We start from the raw sequence: 19,481 nt of genomic DNA, 5'->3' as shown, positions 1-19,481 counted from the left end.
AAGGGGTTCGGGATGATGGATGACACACGGCCAGTGCGCTTGAGTTCATTGGCGCATGGCGGCGGTTGCGGCTGCAAGCTGGATCCGGCAGTCCTCAGCGATATTCTCGGCACGCCGTCGGCCTTCCCCCTGCCGGCGGAACTGATTGTCGATGCCGCCACGCGTGATGACGCGGCTGTCTGGCGTATCAATGACGAGACGGCCTTGGTTGCCACCACGGACTTCTTCACGCCCATCGTCGACGACCCGGACGTGTTCGGCCGGATCGCCGCCACCAATGCCCTCTCCGACGTGTATGCGATGGGGGCGACGCCCATTTTCTGCCTCGCGCTCGTCGGCATGCCGGTCGGCAAGCTGCCGCCGGAGACGATCCGCGACATCCTCGCCGGGGGGCGCGCGGTCGCCGAGGCCGCCGGTGCGCCGGTCGCGGGCGGGCATTCCATCGATGCCGCGGAGCCGATCTATGGTCTCGTGGCGCTGGGGACTGTCCATCCGGACCGCCTCTTGACCAATGCGGGCGCACGCCCGGGCGATGTCCTGGTCCTGGGCAAGCCGATCGGGATCGGTGTCTTCTCGGCAGCGCTGAAGCAGGACCGCCTGTCCGATGCGGCCTACGCCCAGATGGTCGCCTCCACCACCCGTCTCAATACGCCCGGTGCCGGTCTGGCAGCCCTGGGCGGTGTCCATGCCGTGACTGATGTCACCGGCTTTGGCCTTCTCGGACACTTGTCGGAAATGTGCGCCGGGGCGGGTGTCAAAGCAGTCATTGATCGCGCCGCCATTCCGGTCTTCGACGAGGCTCGCACACTGGCCGGCGAGGGATTGAAGACGGGAGCGTCGGGACGCAATTGGGCGGCCGTGAAAGCCGGAATTTCCTGTCCGGAAGATTGGACCGGGATTGATGAAGTCCTGTGGTGTGATCCCCAGACATCGGGCGGATTGCTGGTCAGCTGTGCGCCGGATCAGGCTGATGCGGTGCTCGCGCGCTTTCATGAGCAGGGCCATGCCGACGCTGCCGTGATCGGCCGGGTCGAAACGGGCGAGGGCATATCTGTCATCTAGGCTCCAGCCCAACTCGGCGACGGACGCAATGCGTCCGCCGCCGATACACCCGCGGCCGGGGCTGGCTGGGTCAGCCGGTGGGTGAATGCCGGTCGGGTCTGTCAAGAAATGCTGCGCTGATTTCATAGGTATCGGCCGACAAGTGATGCCGCGTCATGAAATTGGCGAGCGACTGAAACGTGGTGGTGCGGATTGTGCCGCGATGGTCCTCCATGCGAATGCGCTCATCCACCGAGGGGCCGAACAGGCGCTCGAACAAGCCGGTGCGTATTGGCGCGGGCTCGAACCAGGCTTCCAGATTGGCCTTGATCTGAACCCGGTCCGTGGTCTCCCACGTCGCCGCCGCGATCACGTCGAGCAGGTATTCATTGCAATTCTGGTAGCGCGCATCGTGCGGGTTGGAGATCAGCGAATAGTCGGGCTGATGCAGGGCGTCGTCGGCATCAGTGCTCAACATCAACCACAGGCGCCGTTGCATCTCGGGGGAGGGCAGGATGACGCCGACCTCACCGATGACATCGCCACGCGTGAAGTTCAGCGGCCAGTCCTGGGCGAGATAGGATGATCGCGTCTCCTCGGCGTGGTGATAGAGATTGTGAACAGCATAGCCATGCGTTCGGGAGCCATCTTCCAGTTCAATCTCCGACCAGACCCAGAAGGCGCCATGCGTGTAGCGCACGCCATCGGGCAGGTCTTCGCGATAGCGGCCGCTGCGGAATACCAGGGCGACCCGGGCCCCGCGCGCGGCGAGGTCGCGCTCGATCTGTTTGGAAAAGTCCGCCGAGTCTTCGATCGCGAAGGGCGAGACCGGCAGGGCACCCGAGCCGGCCTCGGCTACCGGGGCGGTAGCGAGACCGGTCATGACGAGCGCGGTTAAGGCGATCGCGGATTGGCGGGGCATGATCAAGGCGTGTCCGGTGTCGTGAAGGGGACGGCCGGCGCCTCGTCGGCGACAATGATCGCATCGGTCACCTCGAGCGGCTCCGGTCCGAAGGGGGCAGCCGCCATGTGGGCCGCAAAGTCGAGCGAGTGCTCGACCAGTTCAGGATTGCCGGTCAGAACGCCGGCTGTTGAACCGGTTACGGCGACGACAGAGGCGCCGGTTACGGTGATGCCGGCCGAGGCCAGGGTCGCCGTCGCCTCAACCGAGGCGCCGGCGCTTTCACCGGAAGCCCGGGCTGCAGGATTGCCGCTGTCCGCTGCAGCGAGCGGAGTCTGGGCCAGAGTCAGGGTGAGTGCAGTCAGAAGTGTCAGGGTGCGCATGATGCGTCTCCATCCGGGTGCCAGCCCGATGGCACGGTCTCACAGGCGCCTCCATTTGTAAATGAACAATGTTCGTAAATTTGATTCACACAGCTGGGAGGGGCAAATCCGCGGCTCAGTCCTGGGAGGTGGCCTCGATTTCGAACACATCCTCGGCGAGGTCGAAAGTGAGCATGAAGTCCGCAATAGACCCATAGCTGGCAATCCGGACCGGTCCGCCACTCTGGTCTTCCAGTCTGAGAGCCGGGTCGAACCAGCCGGCGGTCAGTCGCTCCCACCAGCCCATCGCGATCGTTGTCGGTCGGAAATACGCATCCAGATTGACCTTGATACGGGTCCGGTCATCGGTCAGCCAAGCGGCGGCAGCGACAATGTCGAGCAGGAATTCCGCGCTGTTCTGAAAACGCAGATCTGCCGGATTGGACAGTGGGGAATAGGCGGGCTGGTGCAGCTGGTCATACTGGTCCGATGCGATCACATCGAGCAGCCGGATCTGCATTTCCTCGCTGGGAATAATCACCCCGACCTCGCCGAGCGCATCGCCCCGCATGAAGTCGAGCGGCCAGTCCTGAACCAGATGCGAGCCTGTCGGAGCCGCCTGACCGGGATAGAGATTATAGACCGCATAGCCATAGCCCTCAGAGCCATCCGCCTCGGTCACCGGACCGTAGACCCAGAAGGCACCATGGGTGTAGCGCACCCCGTCCGGCAGATCCGCCCTGGGCTCATCAGCCCGGAAAACCAGTGCGATATAGGCGCCGTGCTGGGCGAGCTCACGTTCGACCTGTTTCGAGAAGGCCGCGGCGGCCTGCAGCGTGACGCGGTCGATTGGGTCACGACCGGGATGGCCGTCGCCCTGCGCTTGCGCCGGAACGATAAGGGCAAACAGATAAAGGCAACACGCAATCAGGCGGATCATCCTACCGATCCGGGCCCGGATTGTCCTGGGGCTGCGAAACGACCGTCTCGCTCAGCGGAAGACCGCCTTCCGGTCGCGCACTGTCATCGGAGGTTCCGGCGGCACGACGCTGACGCGCCATGCGCTGGGCGGCGCGGGCATGATTGCGGGTCTGGCCCTGAGGCGCGTCGGTCTCGGCCTCTTCGGTGACGGCAGGGCGGGATTCGGCAGCCGGTGGCTGGGCATCAGCCTGTCCGGCATAGATGGCCAGCGTGAATGTTGAAATCAGTACAAAGCGCATGTCTTGGTCCGTCTAGGCTGGTCCCTCAATGAAACCTTACACGAGCCCATCGCGCCTTTGGAGAAAAAATCGCGATACACGCGAAAATGTGAGGTGGCCGCAGGACCTCGGGTCGGCCGCCAGCGGGCAGGCGTGCCGTGACACTGACGCGCTCGGACCGTCGAAGCTAGAGGTCGAAACTGCCCACGATCGGGATGTGATCGGAAGCCTTTTCCCTGCCGCGTGTCTTGGTGTGGATCTCGATGCCTTCCAGACGGTCGGCGGCCTGTGGTGAGCACAGCAAATGGTCGATCCGGATACCGTGGCCCTTATTCCAGCGCCCGGCCTGGTAATCGAAGAATGTGTATTGATGGCCGCGCCCGTCGAGCTGTTCGAAGGCTTCGGTCAGGCCGAGCCATTTCAGTGCCCGGAAGGCGGCGCGGGTTTGCGGCAGGGCGAGCGCATCGCGCTCCCACTCGGCGATATCCCAGCAGTCACTGTCGCGCGGTATGCAATTATAGTCGCCGGCCAGGATGAGCGGTTCCTCAAAAGCCAGGAGGCCCTCCGCGTGCAAGCGCAGACGCTCCATCCAGGCCAGCTTGTAATCATATTTCGGACCCGGCGCGGGATTGCCATTGGGCAAATAGATCGACGCCACGCGTACCGGCCCGCGCGGGGCCGAGATCACCGCCTCGATATAGCGGGCCTGTTCGTCGCTCTCATCGCCCGGCAGGCCGCAACGGATATCCTCGACCGGATGCTTCGAGAGGATGGCGACGCCATTGTAGGACTTCTGGCCGTGGGTTTCGACATTATAGCCGAGATCCTCGATCTCCATCCGCGGGAAGCCCTCATCCACCGTCTTGATTTCCTGCAGACAGGCGACGTCCGGCTTGGCCTCGCGGAGCCAGTCGAGCACATTCGGCAGGCGGGCCTTGATGGAATTGACGTTCCAGGAGGCAACGGTCAGGGGCATGGCGCTTCACGGGGGCTGTATGGCGGGACATGGCCAGCCTAACCCGTTTCGCGAATGAGGAAAGATGTGCGGCGCGCCCTGATGCAGGGGCAGATCTTGCTGCGGGTCTGCAGGCCATTGTCCGACTTCGCCCCGCCTGCCGGGATGGCCGTGTCTGTCTCGCGGTTCGACTTGCCTGCAACCCGACTCCCGCTTGTGGGTGCTGGCACGGGTCTGCCCGCACGGTTGCAGCCCTGGCACACGTCTCGCGGAGCGAGGGTGGACGGTCGCGCGGACGCAGTTTCACGCCTGTTGAGCCTATCCCGGCGTGGTCAATTGCATCCGAAAGAGCGCGGTGCGGCATCAAGACAGCAGGCACACAGGGGACGACCATGACCATTGCTAAACAAGCCCTCGCGGCACTTGCTGCCGCAACCAGTCTGACAACCGGCGCCATGGCGCAGGAGGCGAGCTATCATTATGAGGGCGATCTGAGACTGAGCCCGCAGACGGGAAGACTGGCGGCCGACTGGACGTTGACCGTGACCGATGACGCGCTCGCCGAAGTCACGGTCTTTCTCAATGCGGCCTTCGGTGAGGCCAGCGTGGCGGGTCCGGGCGTCTCAGGGGTCTCCAGCGCGCTGGCCGAGGGCTTCAGCGGCATGATGCGGTCCTACACGATCATGCTGGAACCGTCTGTCGACGGCTCGGACCGTGTCATCGAGATGCGCTATGGCGGTGCGCTCTTTCCCGAGCCGTCTGCCTCGACCATCAATACGCTCGATACAGAGAAAATCGAGTTCACCGTGGACAGCTTCTGGCTGCCCTTCGATGCGCGATTCTCGGCCCTGATCACCGCCGATCTCGACATCTGGCTGCCGGGCCAGTGGGACGGTGTGACCATGCAGTCGATTACGTCGACGCCGGGCGGGTTCCATATCGACCAGGACGTTCCGGCGCTGGATCTGGCTTTTACGCTGATGTCGGATTTCGAGCGGCATGCTGCGCCCGGCTACGCCATCTATGACACGCGGCAGCCGGCGGGCGGGAATATCGAGGCGGCCGTGGCCGCGCTGGATCATTGTACCGACTATCTCAACACGCTGTCCGGTACGGCGGGCCCGCTGCCAGACGCGTCCATTGTCGTCACCAGCCGCGCGGAGGGCGGGTACTCCCGCGGAACCTTGATCGCCCTGACCGATATTGCGGACGCGTCAGAGTCTGGCCTGACCCAGTTCGTCTGCCATGAGCTTGGCCATTATTGGAGCCATGGCAATGCCATGACGGTCGAGAACTGGCTCAATGAGAGCTTTGCCGACTATGTCGCCATCATGGGCATGCGCGACGCCTTCGGGGAGGCGGTTTTCGCGGACCGTATGGCCGGTTATCAGCGCCAGATCGATGGTGCCTCCGGTGACTTGCCGCCGGTCTGGACACCCGGGATCACAGCACGCCCGCCCTATCTTGTTGCCTACCGCAAGGGACCGCTCGCCCTTGCGCGTGCCGAGGAGCTGATCGGCCGCGAGGCCTTCGCCCGCTTCATCCAGGCGGTGATGGAGGCGCGCGTTTCCACGACCCCGCACATGCTGGACGTGTTTGAATCCGTGGGCGGCGCCGAGGCGCGCTCCCAGTTCGAGCAAATCCTGGCCGATCAGGCTCAGTGATCGAGGAAGGTGGTAAACGCGTCGACTTCGGCGCGCTCCGATCGCAGATCATTGACCCGGGCATCCGGATCGGCATGACCCAGTGCCATGCCGCACCAGATGCGCTCGTCCGGTGACAGGCCGATCGCGGCGCCGACCGTTTTCCAGCGTGTCATCCAGGCTTCCTGGGCGCAGGTCGCCAGACCCTTCTCCTCGGCCGCCAGCATGACGCACATGATGAACATGCCCAGATGACCCCATTGATTGGGGTTCATGCGGGCGTCGAGGCTGAAAAAGAGCCCGACCGGGGCGCCGAAGAATTCGAAGTTTCTGAGCAGATGATTGAGGCGCGCTGCCTTGTTGTCGCGGGCGATCCCCATCGTCTCATACATCTGCTCGCCCAGCGCATGGCGGCGCCCGCGGAATGGTTCCCACAATGATTTGGGATAGGCGCCGAAATCATTCTCGTCGCCGAACGGATCGACCTCGAGGCGCGCGCGTACGGTTTCGATCACGCGCTGTCGCGCCTTGCCGGTGACGACATGGACGGTCCAGGGCTGGACATTGCCGCCGGATGCCGCCCAGCGCGCGATGTCCAGAATCTCGCGGATCTCGGCTTCGCTGACCGGCGTGTCGAGGAAGGCACGCGTGGAAATGCGGCGCCGGGCAATGTCGGAAAATGTGCTGGCCATGAAGTGTCAGATCTCGCCCAGTGATTCAAAACCGCCGAAAATCAGTCGCTTGCCGTCGAATGGCATGTCATTGGCCTTCATCCGCGGATCGGCCATCATCTTTTCCATCGCGGCATTGGCCGTCGCCTTGTCCGGCCAGACCGCCCAGGAAAAGGTGACGGTTTCGCCATCCTTCTTCTGCACAGCTTTCGGGAAGGAGGTCAGCTCGCCCTCCGGCACATCCGCGCCCCAACAATCGACGGCCTGCAGGGCGCCGAATTCTTTCATCATCGCACACATGGCGACGCTGCTTTCGATGAAGGCGTCCCGGTTTTCGTCCGGCACGGCTGCCACATATCCCTGAACATAGGCCATGGTCTTCCTCCCGTTTCCGGGGGGAAGGATAGGGCAGCTTCCTGCGAGGGGCGAGGTCTAGATCGAGAAACTCGTTCCGCAGCCGCAGGCGGCGGTGGCGTTGGGGTTGTGAATCTTGAAGCTGGCCCCGATCAGCTCGTCGACATAATCGATTTCCGAGCCGTCCAGAAAAGGCAGGGACGCTTCGTCGATGACGACTTTGGCACCGTCGCGCTCGATCACCAGATCGTCATTATTGACTGTCTCATCGAGGTCAAATGTGTAGGAAAAGCCGGAGCAGCCGCCGCCGACGACGCCGATGCGCAGCAGCCCGGCAGAGGCCTGGGCCGTGATGATGGTATTGATCTGTTTCGCGGCGGACGCGGAAAGCGAGACATTGACGGACATGGTAGAGCCTGATGCTGGGCCCGGCGGGCCTTTGGTTTCTGCCTGTGTGGTCTTATATGGACCTCCCTCTGCGCGGATAAAAGGCCCCCCTGACATGATCATCGCCGCGACCGACCGAACCCGCGCGCCCTATGCCTGTCACCCGGCGGAGTCGCGCGGGCGCCGCTTTGCCCAGCCTGACAGTGCGATGCGCAACGCCTTTCAGCGTGATCGCGACCGGATTATCCATTCTGCGGCCTTTCGGCGACTGAAGGAGAAGACCCAGGTTTTCGTGGCCCATGAAGGCGACCAGTACCGCACGCGCCTGACTCATTCCCTGGAAGTCTCGCAGATCGCTCGGACCCTGGCTCGCGCGCTGCGCGGGGATGAAGATCTCGCCGAGGCGCTCGCGCTCGCCCATGATCTCGGGCATCCACCCTTTGGCCACGAGGGTGAGCGGGTGCTGGCGCTGAAGATGAAGGATTTCGGCGGCTTCGATCACAATGCCCAGACCCTGCGCGTGATCACCAAGCTTGAAGTGCGCTATCCGGAATTCGACGGTCTCAACCTGACCTGGGAGACGCTGGAAGGCGTCGTCAAGCACAATGGCCCCTTGCTTGGGGCTGGCCTGGACGAGTCGGACCTGCCCTGGGCCTTCACCGATTATGATGGCTGGCGTGCGTTGGAATTCGAGACGCATGCGGGCCTGGAAGCCCAGGTGGCCGCGCTGGCGGATGATATCGCCTACAATAACCACGATATTGATGACGGGCTTCGCTCCGGCCTCCTTGAGATGGAGCCCCTGCTCGAATTGCCGCTGGTCGGCGACATTTTCCGCCGTGCCCGCGAACGTTGGCCCGACAAACCGCAGACGATCATTGTCCATGAGTCCGTTCGCGAGCTGATTGGCGTGATGGTCGAGGATGTGTTGACCGAGACGCGTCGGCGTCTCGACAAGGCCAAGCCTGAAAGCGCCCAGGAATTGCGGGCGCTTGACCACCCGGTCGTGGCCTTCTCGGAAGAGATGACCCTGCACCTGGCCGCGCTGCGTCGCCATCTCTTTGCCCACATGTACAGGCATTACAAGGTCAACCGGATGATGAGCCAGGCGCGCCGTGTGACGAGTGACTTGTTCGATCTGTATCTGAGCGATCCGGGCGTGTTGCCCAGCGATGTGCAGGCGAGCATGTCAGGGGCCGGTACAGCGCAGACAGCGCGCGCGGTGTGCGACTATATCGCCGGGATGACGGATCGCTTTGCAGTGGAAGAGCACAGACGGCTTTTCACCGTGCAGGGGTATTTCTAAACTGTCGCGGCGGTAAGGGCATTCCTGTCGCGATGTTATCGTATGGCTGCCTGTCGCGATTCGCGCGGCCGCCGGACCTGAGGTGAGAACCGGAATTCATGACAGACCAGGACGAGGAAAGCCGGATCGGCGCCTACGCACCACCAGCGGACGAGTTTGCCACTTTCGACGCCCGTGACGAGGACGCTCGTCGCGGCCTGTTGTTGCTGACCACCGCCCTGGCCGCTTTCGTCCTTTTTCTCGGCGTGGTCTGGAGCGCCTATAATCAGGGCTTGCGCGATAGTGGCCGCGATGGCGCGCCGCGCCTTGTCCCCAATGAAGAACCCTATCGCGAGCGCCCGATTGATCCCGGTGGCGCCGAGACGCCGGATACGGAACTGGAAGTCTATGACCGCCTGACCGGCGATGATGCCGGTGAAGACACCGTTTCCCTGCGCCCGGCGCCGGAAGAGCCGCTTGAAGACTCCGCTCGGCCAAGCCTGCGTGTCGAACAGGTCGATGCGGACGAGGCGGCAGATCCGACCGTCGAGACCGAAACCCTGCCGGACGCCACGCCGCGCCAGGCGCCGCAACGGCCGGCCCGGCAGCCCGATCCGGAACCGGAACCCGTCGTGCAGACGCCGGCGCGCGAACCCGATCCGGTACCGGCCGCGACCCCGACAGGGACGGTCGGTGTCGACCTCTCGGGCAGCTGGGTTGTGCAGATCGCCTCTTTCCGCACCGAGTCGGATGCCGAAGCGGCGTGGGTCGCCTTCCGCACACGGTTTTCCGATATTTCCGCTGGCATGGCGCCGGATGTGGCCACTGTCGAGATTGAGGGGCGTGGCACCTATCACCGGCTGCGGATTGCCGCCTTTGCGGATCGAGGCGATGCCGTCGGTTTCTGCACGACGCTGCAGTCACGCGGGCAGGACTGTCTGGTGGCACGCCGATGACGATTGCGTCCGTGATCTACGGCCTCGCGGGGACCACGCTCGGTCCGGACGAGAAAGCCTTCTTTCGCGATATCGACCCGTGGGGCTTCATCCTGTTTGCCCGCAATATCGACGGCATTCGCCAGGTCTCTCGGCTGACGCTGGAACTGCGTGATTGTATCGGTCGTGATGTGCCGATCCTGATCGATCAGGAGGGGGGACGGGTCGCGCGGCTGCGTCCGCCGACCTGGCGCGCCGCGCCGGCCGCCGAACGCTTCGCCGATCTGTGGAAGATTGACGCGGAAATGGCGATCGAGGCCACACGCATCAATCACCGGCTTCTGGCGCATGAGCTGCGCACGATCGGCGTTGATGTCGATTGTGCACCGGTGGCGGACCTGCGGATTGACGGCGCTGATGACATTATCGGCGACCGAGCCTTCGGGCGGACGCCGGAGCCGGTCATCCATCTCGGCCGCGCTGCGATGGATGGCCTGATGGCCGGCGGGGTCGCTCCGATCATCAAGCATATCCCCGGTCATGGGCGGGCACTGGCCGACAGCCATCTGGAATTGCCGGTCGTCCCGGAAGAGCATGGCCTGTTGTCGGAAACCGACTTCGCGCCCTTCAAGGGTCTGAACGACGCACCCATGGCGATGACGGCTCATATCGTCTACGCCGATATCGATTCCGATCATCCAGCGACCCAGTCGGCCGAACTGGTTGGCAAGGTGATCCGCGGCGAGATCGGGTTTGACGGGCTTTTGATGACGGATGATCTGTCGATGAAGGCGCTGACGGGCACATTCCGCGAACGGGGCGAGCGTTCGCTCGGGGCCGGTTGCGACATGCTTTTGCACTGCAATGGTGACATGGACGAGATGATGGCCGTCGCCGAGGGCACGACATCCCTGGCCGGCAAGGCGCTGGAACGCGCCGAGGCTGCCGAGGCGGCGCGGGACGTGATCGAGGATTTTGACCCGGTCGACGCCGAATCGCGTCTCAATAGCTGGCTGGACAGGCTTTCCGCCTGATCCGGATCCGGTCAGCCGCCTGAAGCGGGAGCCCTGGAGCGGGTGCCCTGAAGTGGGAGTGTTGTGAGCGAGGAATTCGAGGAAGACGTCCGGTTTGAAGCCGCCGAGAACGCCGAGACCGATGCGCTCGTTGTGGACGTCGACGGATTCGAGGGGCCACTTCACCTCCTGCTCGCCCTGGCCCGCAAGCGCAAGATCGATCTGGCGAAGATCTCGATCCTCGAACTGGCCGAGCAATATCTGCAATTCATGGAAGCGGCGCGCCAGAAGCGTCTCGACCTGGCCGCCGATTATCTGGTCATGGCGGCATGGCTGGCCTTCCTGAAATCCAAACTCTTATTGCCCAAGCCGCAGAAGGATGAGGAGGAGCAGCCGGCCGAGGCCCTGGCTGCCGCTCTGGCCTTCCGGCTGCGGCGCCTGGAGGCGATGCGGGCGGCGGGTGACGCGCTGTTTGCCCGGTCGCTCCTGGGCACGGATATTCACGGCCGCGGCATGCCGGAGGGGGTGCGGGCGACGCGCTCGGTCGTCTATGAAGCGGATCTGCACGACTTGCTGTCTGCCTATGCCAGTCGCCGCGTGAAACAGGCGCGGTCTGTTTACCGCCCGCCGACGCCCAAGGTTTATGGCCTGGAAACTGCAAGGGATCGCCTCGAGACACTGATGCCACAAATCAGTGAATGGCGAGATCTGGATAGCCTTCTTCCCGGGGCCGGGGAGCTGGGTGCCAATCCACCTCCGATGCGGTCAGTGCGTGCCAGTTCAATGCTGGCCGCGCTTGAAATCACCAAGGAGGGCCATGCACGATTGCGTCAGCGTGAAGCCTATGCGCCGCTCTTCGTGAGGGCGCAGGCGGGGGAAGAGGGCGCGACTGATGAGTGACGAAACAACGACTGAAGAGCCAACGGACGCAATCTCCAGCGCGATCTCGGCGTTACGCGAGCGCGCCGCGCACCAGGGACCCAGCGTGGTCGCCGATGCCGAAGCCTCCGAGGCTCTCGGCGTGCATCTCGCCGTCAATACCGAACGCCAGAATCTGCGCGTGCTGGAAGCGCTGCTCTTTGCCGCCGCCGAACCGCTCGATGAGGAAACCCTGATCGGCCGGCTGCCGCTGGAAACCAATATTCAGGACCTGCTCGCAAAACTGCAGGCAGAATACGCCGAACGCGGCGTGCATCTCACCGAAGTGGGCGGACGCTGGCGCTTCGAAACGGCACCGGACCTCGCTGACGTGCTGGTCGAGGTCAAGCAGGAGCCGCGCAAGCTTTCCCAGGCGGCGCTCGAGACCCTGTCCATCATCGCCTACCACCAACCGGTCACGCGCGCCGAAATCGAGGAAATTCGCGGCGTTGCGGTTTCACGGGGCACGTTGGACCTGTTGTTCGAACTGCGCTGGGTGCGCCCGCGCGGCCGACGCCGCACCCCCGGTCGCCCGGTCACCTACGGCACGACCCAGGCTTTCATGGAATATTTCTCGCTGCAGTCGATCGGTGATTTGCCCGGCATGTCGGACCTCAAGGCCGCCGGCCTGCTCGATGCGCGCCTGCCGCCGGACTTTTCGGTTCCGGATCCGACCCGCAGTGTCGAACCCGACCTTCTGGAAGACCCGCTGAGCGACGAGGAGGCCCACGCCTTCCATGTCGACTTCATGGATGGGGATGACGACCCGGATGGTGCAGCGTGACGCCAGGCGTGCGATCATTCGCCCCGATGTCTGACTGACAGGTTGGACGAGGCCCGGCAAACGCAGTAGACCCAGTTAACTCGGTTCAGACGGAGGGGCATATGGCTCCCGGTATGTGGCAAATTCTTCTCGTGGTTCTTCTCGCCGTCCTGCTGTTCGGCGGGCGGGGGAAAATCGCTTCGGTCATGGGTGACTTCGCCAAGGGTATCACCAGTTTCCGCAAGGGACTGAAGGATGATGAAGGTGAGGGTGACGAGGCCGACAGCGACACGCCTGCCGGTTCGCTCAATGCCGAGGCCCGCGAAGACGAAAAAACCGGGAGCTAGGCGATGAGCCCCGGCATTGGCATGCCGGAATTGCTGGTGGTCCTGGTCCTCGCCCTGGTCGTGGTGGGGCCACAGCAATTGCCGGTCATGATGCGCAAGGTCGGCCAGATGATGGCCCAGGCCCGCGCCATGGCGAAGGATTTCCAGAACAGTTTCGAGGAAATCGGTCGCGAGACCGAGCTGTCCGAACTGCGCCGCGAGATCGAGGCGCTCAAGGATGCCAATCCGATCAACCAGATCCATGGCGAACTCGACAAGGCGGCACGCGGTGCACAGGAAGATGATATCCGCGCCCTGAAGCTGAAGCATGCCGAGACGGGCCAGGCGGAGGGCGAAGACGCCCGGTCGGACAAGCTGGCCGCGCTCGACGTCCACAAGCCGGAAGGCGCAACACCGGAAAGCGATGCGCAGGCCGATGCCGCTGCAAGCGGTGACGCGGCAGAGCCGACCGAGCCGGCACCTGCCAGGCCGGTCGATGAAATCAAGGGACGCTGAGCCGGATGGCTGAGATCGAGCAAGATGAAGTCGAGGCGAGCCGCGCGCCGCTGATCGAGCACCTGGTCGAACTGCGTTCGCGCCTCGTGGTGATCATGGGCTTTTTGCTGGCCGGGTTCATTGGCTGTTTCCTGGTCTCCGAGACGCTCTATCAATGGCTGCTCCTGCCCTATCGTGACGCGGCATCGATCGTTCGGGGCGTCCCGGTGGAAGAGCTGGACCTGACCGCCAATTTCTTCGCTCCGCTGGAGTTTTTCTTCGTCCGCCTGAAACTGTCCCTGGTGGGCTCGATCATCATCATTTTCCCGGTCATCGCCTGGCAGATCTACGGCTTTGTCGCGCCGGGTCTGTACAAGAATGAGCGCGGTGCCTTCGCGCCCTTCCTGGCCATGTCGCCGGTCCTGTTCGGCCTGGGCGTGAGCTTCGTCTATTTCTTCGTCCTGCCGATGGTGATGCGTTTCTCGCTGGGTCAGGAGCAATCGGCGGAGCTGGTCGGGACGCGGATCGAGCTTTTGCTCAATGTCTCCGATTACATGAACCTCATCACCACGCTGATGCTGGTGTTCGGCATCTCCTTCCAGATGCCGGTCTTCCTCATGCTGCTGGCGAAGGCCGGTATTCTCAAGGCGAAGACCCTGCTCAAGGGCTGGCGTTTCGCGGTCGTGGGGATTGCCCTGTTTGCCGCCTTTGCCACACCGCCGGACCCGATTTCTCAGATCATGCTCGGTGGCGCGCTGATGCTGCTCTACTTCATCTCGATTGGCGGCATGCACCTGATGCAGTCTTCCGAGACCGAGGCGGACGAGGCCGAAGAAGGCTGATCCGGTTTACGGCGCGCGCGGGCAGGGCTATAGCCCGGCCTCGTTATTTCATTCCAACCGGATCAGACCCATGCATGACATCAAGCTCATCCGCGACAATCCCGACGCTTTCGACGCTGGCCTTGCCAAGCGTGGCCTGGCGCCGCAATCCGCGATCCTGATCGAGCTTGATGCCTCCCGTCGTGACGCGCTGGGCAAGCAGCAGGAAGCCGAGACCGAGCGCAATACGCTGTCCAAGCAGATCGGCAAGGCCAAGGCGACCGGCGACGAGGCCGAGTTCAATCGTCTGCGCGGTGAGGTCGACCGTCTCAAATCCGTGCTCGAAGACGCCGGTCAGCAGGCCCGCCATTTCGACGAGACCCTGAACCAGCATCTCGCGGCCCTGCCAAACCTGCCGCATGACGACGTGCCGCAAGGTGCTGATGAGGCGGACAATGAGGAAGTGCGTCGCTGGGGTGACCCCCGGGCGATGGCGTTCACGCCGCGCGATCACGTCGACCTCGGGGAAGGCCTCGGCCAGATGGACTTCAAGAAGGCGGCGGAAATCTCCGGTTCGCGCTTTGTCGCCCTGCGCGGCGGACTGGCGCGCATGGAGCGGGCCCTGGCGCAATTCATGCTCGACCTGCACACCACCGAGCACGGCTATGAAGAGGTCAGCCCGCCCTACATGGTGCGTGACGAGGCCGTCTTCGGGACCGGCCAATTGCCGAAATTTTCCGAGGACCTCTTCCGCACGACCGATCATCGCTGGCTGATCCCGACGGCGGAAGTGCCGCTGACCAATCTCGCGCGCGAGACGATCCATGCCGAGACCGATCTGCCGATGCGCATGACCGCCTATACGCCCTGCTTCCGGTCTGAAGCCGGTTCGGCGGGGCGCGATACGCGCGGCATGATCCGTCTGCACCAATTCCAGAAGGTGGAGATGGTTTCCATCATCGCGCCGGAAGAGAGCGATGCCGAGCTCGAGCGGATGACGGGCTGCGCCGAGAAAGTCCTGCAGCTGCTGGAACTGCCCTATCGGGTCATGAAGCTGTGTACCGGTGATATGGGGTTTGCCGCCCGCCGCACCTTCGATCTGGAAGTCTGGATGCCGAGCCAGGATTGCTATCGCGAGATATCCTCCTGTTCGACCTGTGGTGACTTCCAGGCCCGCCGGATGGATGCCCGCTACCGCAAGGAAGGCGAGAAGCGTCCGGCCTTCCTCCACACGCTGAATGGGTCCGGCGTTGCCGTCGGGCGCGCGCTCGTGGCGGTGCTGGAAAACCATCAAAACGCCGATGGATCCATCACCATTCCGGCAGCCCTGCGCCCCTATATGGGCGGCGCGGAGACGATAACAGCCTGAGACACGGGATTCAGCCCTGTCAGTATGTCCATCTGGCCGGCAGGTCAGACGTCGCGTTCGACCGATGGAAGCGGCTGCGGCATCGCGAGACGTCGCACCGGCACGTGTGAGAATTCGCGTGTGGATGTCCGCAATCAAGGGCGGCCGTCTGGCCCCTGTCATGCCGGGGCGCCGCGATCGCCCACCCATTTGGGTGATTGCTCCCTTTGATGATTCTTGTCTCTCTCACCGGGACCGGCGTCGCCGGAACGGAACTCAAGAGCGTGCATTGCGCGCTTGGCCAGGCAGAGGCATTCGACTTGCCCAGTTGGGTGATTTCGGCCTGCCCCAGGATGATGCTGCACTGGCACTGCCCGTGCCCGACCTGCCGGAAATCCGGTGGTCGTCGCAGTGTTGAACTGGTCTGACGAGTGCACAGGCGGTCCTCCCCAAGGGCCGCCTGTCGCTTGTCGGGCACAATTGTGACCGCGTCCGGGGACTGGCGGCTGGCTCGAATTGCGTTAGAAGCAGGCGAACGCCAACACAGCAAGCGACCGGTTGATCATGATCCCTGAAAATCCCCGCATCCTCCTCACCAATGACGACGGCATCCGGGCCCACGGGCTCAAGGTGCTGGAGACGATTGCGCGCCAGTTGACGGACGATGTCTGGATCGTGGCGCCGGCCGAGGAACAGTCCGGGGCCGGGCGCTCGCTGTCGCTGCATGACCCGCTGCGGGTTCGGCATTTCGACGAACGCCGCATGTCTGTCTCCGGGACACCGACGGACTGCGTGCTGATGGGGGTGCAGGACCTGATCCCGGGCAAGCAGCCCGATCTCGTTCTGTCCGGCGTCAATCGTGGCCAGAATATCGCCGAGGACGTGACCTTCTCCGGCACTGTCGCCGGGGCCATGCAGGGCATGCAGCTCGGCATACCGTCGGTGGCGCTGTCCCAGGCCTATGGCTTCGGCAAGGATGACCCGATCCAGTGGGAGACCGCAGAAATGTATGGCGCGCCGATCCTGCGCCGCCTGTTCGATCTGAAATGGCCGGACGATGTGCTGATCAACATCAATTTCCCTGACCGCAAGCCGGACGATGTCGAGGAGGTCGAGGTCACCCGCCAGGGCCGCCGCGACCAGCATATCCTGCACGCCGAGCACCGTGTTGATCCGCGCGGCATGGATTATTACTGGCTTGCCTTCAAGGGTCTGTTGTCCAATCCGCCGGACGGCGTTGATCTGCGCGCGATCTATGATGGCAAGATCTCGGTCACGCCGCTGCATATGGACCTCACCCATGGCGAGACGCTGGGCAATCTGAAGAGCATGCTCGGCGGCGTCCCGCCCAAATCCTGATCCCGCCTCCGGCGGCGTACTGGCCCGCGAAGAAGGTTGCCTCGCATGCAGATGCCTGATCCCCGCATGATCCAGCTCGTGATGAGCCTGCGTGGTGGCGGTGTGACCGATGCCACGGTCATGGGAGCGCTCGAACGCACCCCGCGCCATCTCTTCGTACCGCAACGCTTTGGCGACCAGGCCTATGATGACAGGGCCCTGCCAATCGATTGCGGCCAGACCATTTCGCAGCCGCTCATCGTGGCCTTGATGACCCAGGCGCTGAAACTGGATGACCGCTGCAAGGTGCTCGAGATCGGGACCGGGTCAGGCTATCAGGCCGCCGTCCTGGCGCGGCTGGCCCGGCGGGTCTATTCGGTCGAGCGCTATCGTACGCTGTCGCGTGAAGCGGAGGCGCGTTTCGAGGCCATGCGCCTGAGCAATATCGTGACCCGTATTGGCGATGGATCGGTCGGCTGGCCTGAACAGGCACCTTTTGACCGGATCATCCTGACGGCCTCGGCGCCGACGCGGCCGGATGCCATTCTCGAACAGCTCAAGGATGGCGGCATCGCGGTGGCCCCGGTGGATCGTGAAAACCGGCAGGTTCTGGTGCGTTATGTCCGCGAGGGTGACAGCATCACCGAAACCGACATCATGGATGTGCGTTTCGTGCCCTTGGTGAAGGGCGAGGCGCGGGCGCTATAGCGCCTGTTCTGCCGGAGATTGGGCCAGGGTGACGATATGGGGATAGAGTATTTCGAACCGGGCGAGGACGGCTTGGCCAGGGCGATCATTACGGGGCTCGCCTCGCGCACCGAGCATGCGGCGATGGAAGAGCGCGCACGCCAGGATATCCGGTCCGGTCGCCTGCAAGGCATCATTATCGACGCAAGCCGCGCGGAGCTACCGGCCAAGCCGAGCTTTTCGCGGGAGATCTGGGATGATTTTCTCGGCGTGCTCGAAGCACGACCCTTTGCCTATGTGCCCCCGCGTGGGCATGACGGCGCCGAGCGCCAGGCGATGATTGCCGAGCTGGTCGGGGATTGGGAAAGCCATTATTGCGCGGTCGCCTCGGAGGCGGACGGGCGTGCCTGGTGTCTCGCCAGCCTGGCCGCGCTTCGGAACGCATGACCGCGGGCAGGCCGCTTCATTAAAATTGCACCCGGCTTGCGGGAAGGGGCGGTGTGGATAACCGCCGGTTAAGCCTTCTCTGGCTTGATGGCCCGGCTATTCCTGTCGGAGGTCGAGTCCGAAATGCGTCGAATGTCCCTGATCTGCCTCGTTGCGGTGGTGAGTGCGAGCCTTGCGGCCTGCGCCTCCAACCCGCGTGAGCCGGCGCGGGTGGACTATCGCAGTTTCGGCAATGGGTCGTCCTCTTCTTCTTCGTCATCGGCGCGTTCCCCGCGCCGTGCCAGCATGAATTGCGGCTCCGGCTATACCGTTCGGACCAATGATACCCTGTCGGAAATCGCTGAGCGCTGTGGGGTCAGCATGTCTGACCTGGCCGGTACAAATGGTCTCAACGCGCCTTACACGCTGCGCGTCGGGCAGACGATCGCGATGCCGCGTCCGCCGGTCCATGTCGTTCAGCGCGGCGAAAACCTCTATCGGATCGGCCTGCGCTATGGCGTGCCTTTCCAGCAGCTCGCGAACCATAATGGCATCCGAGCGCCATACGAGATCGAGGTTGGTCAGCAGATCAATTTGCCGGTCGGAACCCAGGTCGCCAGTACGACATCGGGTGGCTCCTCGCGTGCGCCAACCACGTCGTCGAACCGCGACACCTACACGCCGCCCCCCGCTGAAGCCGGGGCGCCTCGCTTTGACTGGCCGATCCGTGGTCAGGTATTGTCCAGTTTCGGTCGCCGACCCAATGGTGAGCGCAATGACGGCATCAATATCGAGGCGCCGTCCGGCGCTGAGGTGCGTGCCGCGGCTCCGGGTCAGGTGGTCTATGCCGGCAGTGAGTTGGCGGGCTATGGCCAGCTCGTCCTGATCCGCCATTCAGCTGGTTATGTCACGGCGTATGCACACAATTCCCGCCTTCTTGTGCGAGAAGGCGACCAGATTTCCCGCGGCCAGATCATCGCCCAGGCCGGAGCGACCGGGACGGTAGACCGTCCGCAGGTCCATTTCGAGATCCGATCGGGGGTGAACCCGGTCGATCCGATGTCCTATCTCAACTAGGGCCCGCACCGGTCACGCTGTGGCAAAGGTCACACAATAGCACCGCTTTCCAACAGCCGACCCTTGTTGCAACCAAGGCCCGTCCCGATATAGTCCCGCGCATTCGAATTTCCGGGTCTATGCGCAGATTTGTTGCGTCACACACCCACCAGTCGCGGAGCGCGCTACTTCATGGAACAGTTTCTGCAATCACCGATTCCCATGCTCGTCCTCATGGGCCTGGTCTTCTACTTCCTGCTTATCCGCCCGCAGCAAAAGCGGATGAAAGAGCACAAAACGCTGATCGAGGGCCTGAAGCGCGGTGATGAAGTCATCACCCAGGGCGGCATGATCGGCAAGATTGCCAAGGTCGGTGATGAAGAAGTGACGTTGGATTTGGGCGAGGGCGTGAAGGTCCGCATCGTCCGCTCCACAATCGCTGACGTGAAGGGGCGCACCGCTCCGAAGCCGGCCAATGATGCCAAGAATGACGACAAGAAAGATGACAAGGAAATCGGCTGAGCCGGTTGACCGTCACCCCTGATCGTCCCTGACCA

Annotated in this window: 24 protein-coding genes; 16 read left to right on the top strand and 8 right to left on the bottom strand. The window is 63.4% G+C overall.

Features of this window, described 5'->3' with window-relative positions; all coding sequences use genetic code 11:
- Positions 1-12 precede the first annotated feature (12 nt).
- On the top strand, positions 13-1,062 hold the full coding sequence (gene selD, locus JXQ94_RS08155) for a selenide, water dikinase SelD (RefSeq protein WP_421923277.1): 1,050 nt from the start codon (positions 13-15) through the stop codon (positions 1,060-1,062).
- 70 nt (positions 1,063-1,132) lie between these two features.
- On the opposite strand, the gene JXQ94_RS08150 is transcribed toward selD, so the two are convergent.
- The 5 genes from JXQ94_RS08150 to JXQ94_RS08130 all read right to left on the bottom strand — a co-directional run bounded on the left by JXQ94_RS08150 (position 1,133) and on the right by JXQ94_RS08130 (position 4,479).
- Positions 1,133-1,924 carry a DUF2145 domain-containing protein gene (locus JXQ94_RS08150; protein ID WP_421923276.1) on the bottom strand — a complete coding sequence of 264 codons (792 nt, stop codon included), beginning with the start codon at positions 1,922-1,924 and terminating at the stop codon, positions 1,133-1,135.
- 41 nt (positions 1,925-1,965) lie between these two features.
- Positions 1,966-2,325 carry a hypothetical protein gene (locus JXQ94_RS08145; RefSeq protein ID WP_421923275.1) on the bottom strand — a complete coding sequence of 120 codons (360 nt, stop codon included), beginning with the start codon at positions 2,323-2,325 and terminating at the stop codon, positions 1,966-1,968.
- 115 nt (positions 2,326-2,440) lie between these two features.
- A complete protein-coding gene (locus tag JXQ94_RS08140; protein ID WP_421923274.1) occupies positions 2,441-3,244 on the bottom strand; it encodes a DUF2145 domain-containing protein in 804 nt (267 codons plus the stop codon).
- Position 3,245: 1 nt separating this feature from the next.
- Positions 3,246-3,524 carry a hypothetical protein gene (locus tag JXQ94_RS08135; protein ID WP_421923273.1) on the bottom strand — a complete coding sequence of 93 codons (279 nt, stop codon included), beginning with the start codon at positions 3,522-3,524 and terminating at the stop codon, positions 3,246-3,248.
- 166 nt (positions 3,525-3,690) lie between these two features.
- Positions 3,691-4,479: an exodeoxyribonuclease III gene (locus JXQ94_RS08130; RefSeq protein ID WP_421923272.1), complete on the bottom strand. Its 789-nt coding sequence runs from the start codon at positions 4,477-4,479 to the stop codon at positions 3,691-3,693.
- A 371-nt stretch (positions 4,480-4,850) separates the two neighbouring features.
- On the opposite strand from JXQ94_RS08130, the gene JXQ94_RS08125 reads away from it, so the two are divergent.
- Positions 4,851-6,122: a M1 family aminopeptidase gene (locus JXQ94_RS08125; RefSeq protein ID WP_421923271.1), complete on the top strand. Its 1,272-nt coding sequence runs from the start codon at positions 4,851-4,853 to the stop codon at positions 6,120-6,122.
- On the opposite strand, the gene JXQ94_RS08120 is transcribed toward JXQ94_RS08125, so the two are convergent.
- From JXQ94_RS08120 to erpA, 3 genes are read right to left on the bottom strand one after another with little or no spacing between them, the layout of a single operon-like run.
- Positions 6,116-6,793 carry a nitroreductase gene (locus JXQ94_RS08120; RefSeq protein ID WP_421923270.1) on the bottom strand — a complete coding sequence of 226 codons (678 nt, stop codon included), beginning with the start codon at positions 6,791-6,793 and terminating at the stop codon, positions 6,116-6,118. The two genes, JXQ94_RS08125 and JXQ94_RS08120, sit on opposite strands and share 7 nt — an antisense overlap.
- 6 nt (positions 6,794-6,799) lie before the next feature.
- Positions 6,800-7,147, bottom strand: a complete 348-nt coding sequence (locus tag JXQ94_RS08115) for a DUF1428 domain-containing protein (RefSeq protein WP_421923269.1) — start codon at positions 7,145-7,147, stop codon at positions 6,800-6,802.
- A gap of 57 nt (positions 7,148-7,204) precedes the next feature.
- Positions 7,205-7,534 carry an iron-sulfur cluster insertion protein ErpA gene (gene erpA / locus JXQ94_RS08110; RefSeq protein WP_295693875.1) on the bottom strand — a complete coding sequence of 110 codons (330 nt, stop codon included), beginning with the start codon at positions 7,532-7,534 and terminating at the stop codon, positions 7,205-7,207.
- A gap of 94 nt (positions 7,535-7,628) precedes the next feature.
- Here erpA and JXQ94_RS08105 point away from each other — a divergent pair, with 94 nt between their 5' ends.
- From JXQ94_RS08105 to yajC, 14 genes are all read left to right on the top strand, one after another.
- Positions 7,629-8,819, top strand: coding sequence for a deoxyguanosinetriphosphate triphosphohydrolase (locus tag JXQ94_RS08105; RefSeq protein WP_421923268.1), 1,191 nt, complete (start codon positions 7,629-7,631; stop codon positions 8,817-8,819).
- A 98-nt stretch (positions 8,820-8,917) separates the two neighbouring features.
- Complete coding sequence (locus JXQ94_RS08100) at positions 8,918-9,754, top strand: SPOR domain-containing protein (protein WP_421923267.1); 837 nt, start codon at positions 8,918-8,920, stop codon at positions 9,752-9,754.
- On the top strand, positions 9,751-10,767 hold the full coding sequence (gene nagZ, locus JXQ94_RS08095) for a beta-N-acetylhexosaminidase (protein ID WP_421923266.1): 1,017 nt from the start codon (positions 9,751-9,753) through the stop codon (positions 10,765-10,767). Before JXQ94_RS08100 ends, nagZ begins: the two co-directional genes overlap by 4 nt.
- Positions 10,768-10,830: 63 nt before the next feature.
- The gene (locus JXQ94_RS08090; protein WP_421923265.1) at positions 10,831-11,646 is read left to right on the top strand and encodes a segregation and condensation protein A; all 816 of its coding nucleotides are present in this window, start codon (positions 10,831-10,833) and stop codon (positions 11,644-11,646) included.
- Positions 11,639-12,448, top strand: a complete 810-nt coding sequence (gene scpB / locus JXQ94_RS08085; protein WP_421923264.1) for an SMC-Scp complex subunit ScpB — start codon at positions 11,639-11,641, stop codon at positions 12,446-12,448. The genes JXQ94_RS08090 and scpB overlap by 8 nt, the downstream gene beginning before the upstream one ends.
- Positions 12,449-12,549: 101 nt before the next feature.
- Positions 12,550-12,774, top strand: a complete 225-nt coding sequence (locus tag JXQ94_RS08080) for a twin-arginine translocase TatA/TatE family subunit (RefSeq protein ID WP_421923263.1) — start codon at positions 12,550-12,552, stop codon at positions 12,772-12,774.
- 3 nt (positions 12,775-12,777) lie between these two features.
- Positions 12,778-13,269, top strand: a complete 492-nt coding sequence (tatB, locus tag JXQ94_RS08075; RefSeq protein ID WP_421923262.1) for a Sec-independent protein translocase protein TatB — start codon at positions 12,778-12,780, stop codon at positions 13,267-13,269.
- Between the two features lie 5 nt (positions 13,270-13,274).
- Complete coding sequence (gene tatC, locus JXQ94_RS08070; protein ID WP_421923261.1) at positions 13,275-14,090, top strand: twin-arginine translocase subunit TatC; 816 nt, start codon at positions 13,275-13,277, stop codon at positions 14,088-14,090.
- 70 nt (positions 14,091-14,160) lie between these two features.
- The gene (serS, locus tag JXQ94_RS08065) at positions 14,161-15,438 is read left to right on the top strand and encodes a serine--tRNA ligase (RefSeq protein ID WP_421923260.1); all 1,278 of its coding nucleotides are present in this window, start codon (positions 14,161-14,163) and stop codon (positions 15,436-15,438) included.
- A 543-nt stretch (positions 15,439-15,981) separates the two neighbouring features.
- Complete coding sequence (gene surE, locus JXQ94_RS08060; RefSeq protein ID WP_421923259.1) at positions 15,982-16,776, top strand: 5'/3'-nucleotidase SurE; 795 nt, start codon at positions 15,982-15,984, stop codon at positions 16,774-16,776.
- A gap of 45 nt (positions 16,777-16,821) precedes the next feature.
- Complete coding sequence (locus JXQ94_RS08055) at positions 16,822-17,463, top strand: protein-L-isoaspartate(D-aspartate) O-methyltransferase (protein WP_421923258.1); 642 nt, start codon at positions 16,822-16,824, stop codon at positions 17,461-17,463.
- Positions 17,464-17,499: 36 nt separating this feature from the next.
- A complete protein-coding gene (locus tag JXQ94_RS08050; RefSeq protein WP_421923257.1) occupies positions 17,500-17,889 on the top strand; it encodes a hypothetical protein in 390 nt (129 codons plus the stop codon).
- 123 nt (positions 17,890-18,012) lie between these two features.
- Positions 18,013-18,945: a peptidoglycan DD-metalloendopeptidase family protein gene (locus tag JXQ94_RS08045; protein WP_421923256.1), complete on the top strand. Its 933-nt coding sequence runs from the start codon at positions 18,013-18,015 to the stop codon at positions 18,943-18,945.
- A gap of 171 nt (positions 18,946-19,116) precedes the next feature.
- Entirely contained in the window at positions 19,117-19,446 is a 330-nt protein-coding gene (yajC, locus tag JXQ94_RS08040) for a preprotein translocase subunit YajC (RefSeq protein WP_295693916.1), read from the top strand.
- The last annotated feature ends 35 nt before the right edge of the window (positions 19,447-19,481 follow it).

It is taken from the genome of Maricaulis maris (assembly GCF_049116555.1).
Classification (GTDB): Bacteria; Pseudomonadota; Alphaproteobacteria; order Caulobacterales; family Maricaulaceae; genus Maricaulis; species Maricaulis maris_C.
The sequence above is the reverse complement of the archived record's forward strand: the minus strand, read 5'-3'. Positions and strand labels throughout refer to the sequence as shown.

Excerpts from the sequence above, each read along its gene's own strand:
- yajC (WP_295693916.1), top strand. The coding sequence starts at position 19,117 with ATGGAACAGTTTCTGCAATCACCGATTCCCATGCTCGTCCTCATGGGC.
- JXQ94_RS08080 (WP_421923263.1), top strand. The coding sequence starts at position 12,550 with ATGGCTCCCGGTATGTGGCAAATTCTTCTCGTGGTTCTTCTCGCCGTC.
- JXQ94_RS08115 (WP_421923269.1), bottom strand. The coding sequence starts at position 7,147 with ATGGCCTATGTTCAGGGATATGTGGCAGCCGTGCCGGACGAAAACCGG.
- JXQ94_RS08100 (WP_421923267.1), top strand. The coding sequence starts at position 8,918 with ATGACAGACCAGGACGAGGAAAGCCGGATCGGCGCCTACGCACCACCA.
- JXQ94_RS08150 (WP_421923276.1), bottom strand. The coding sequence starts at position 1,924 with ATGACCGGTCTCGCTACCGCCCCGGTAGCCGAGGCCGGCTCGGGTGCC.
- JXQ94_RS08055 (WP_421923258.1), top strand. The coding sequence starts at position 16,822 with ATGCAGATGCCTGATCCCCGCATGATCCAGCTCGTGATGAGCCTGCGT.
- JXQ94_RS08050 (WP_421923257.1), top strand. The coding sequence starts at position 17,500 with ATGGGGATAGAGTATTTCGAACCGGGCGAGGACGGCTTGGCCAGGGCG.
- selD (WP_421923277.1), top strand. The coding sequence starts at position 13 with ATGATGGATGACACACGGCCAGTGCGCTTGAGTTCATTGGCGCATGGC.
- JXQ94_RS08045 (WP_421923256.1), top strand. The coding sequence starts at position 18,013 with ATGCGTCGAATGTCCCTGATCTGCCTCGTTGCGGTGGTGAGTGCGAGC.
- surE (WP_421923259.1), top strand. The coding sequence starts at position 15,982 with ATGATCCCTGAAAATCCCCGCATCCTCCTCACCAATGACGACGGCATC.
- nagZ (WP_421923266.1), top strand. The coding sequence starts at position 9,751 with ATGACGATTGCGTCCGTGATCTACGGCCTCGCGGGGACCACGCTCGGT.
- JXQ94_RS08130 (WP_421923272.1), bottom strand. The coding sequence starts at position 4,479 with ATGCCCCTGACCGTTGCCTCCTGGAACGTCAATTCCATCAAGGCCCGC.
- serS (WP_421923260.1), top strand. The coding sequence starts at position 14,161 with ATGCATGACATCAAGCTCATCCGCGACAATCCCGACGCTTTCGACGCT.
- tatB (WP_421923262.1), top strand. The coding sequence starts at position 12,778 with ATGAGCCCCGGCATTGGCATGCCGGAATTGCTGGTGGTCCTGGTCCTC.
- JXQ94_RS08125 (WP_421923271.1), top strand. The coding sequence starts at position 4,851 with ATGACCATTGCTAAACAAGCCCTCGCGGCACTTGCTGCCGCAACCAGT.
- JXQ94_RS08105 (WP_421923268.1), top strand. The coding sequence starts at position 7,629 with ATGATCATCGCCGCGACCGACCGAACCCGCGCGCCCTATGCCTGTCAC.
- JXQ94_RS08120 (WP_421923270.1), bottom strand. The coding sequence starts at position 6,793 with ATGGCCAGCACATTTTCCGACATTGCCCGGCGCCGCATTTCCACGCGT.
- tatC (WP_421923261.1), top strand. The coding sequence starts at position 13,275 with ATGGCTGAGATCGAGCAAGATGAAGTCGAGGCGAGCCGCGCGCCGCTG.
- JXQ94_RS08135 (WP_421923273.1), bottom strand. The coding sequence starts at position 3,524 with ATGCGCTTTGTACTGATTTCAACATTCACGCTGGCCATCTATGCCGGA.
- JXQ94_RS08140 (WP_421923274.1), bottom strand. The coding sequence starts at position 3,244 with ATGATCCGCCTGATTGCGTGTTGCCTTTATCTGTTTGCCCTTATCGTT.
- scpB (WP_421923264.1), top strand. The coding sequence starts at position 11,639 with ATGAGTGACGAAACAACGACTGAAGAGCCAACGGACGCAATCTCCAGC.
- erpA (WP_295693875.1), bottom strand. The coding sequence starts at position 7,534 with ATGTCCGTCAATGTCTCGCTTTCCGCGTCCGCCGCGAAACAGATCAAT.
- JXQ94_RS08145 (WP_421923275.1), bottom strand. The coding sequence starts at position 2,325 with ATGCGCACCCTGACACTTCTGACTGCACTCACCCTGACTCTGGCCCAG.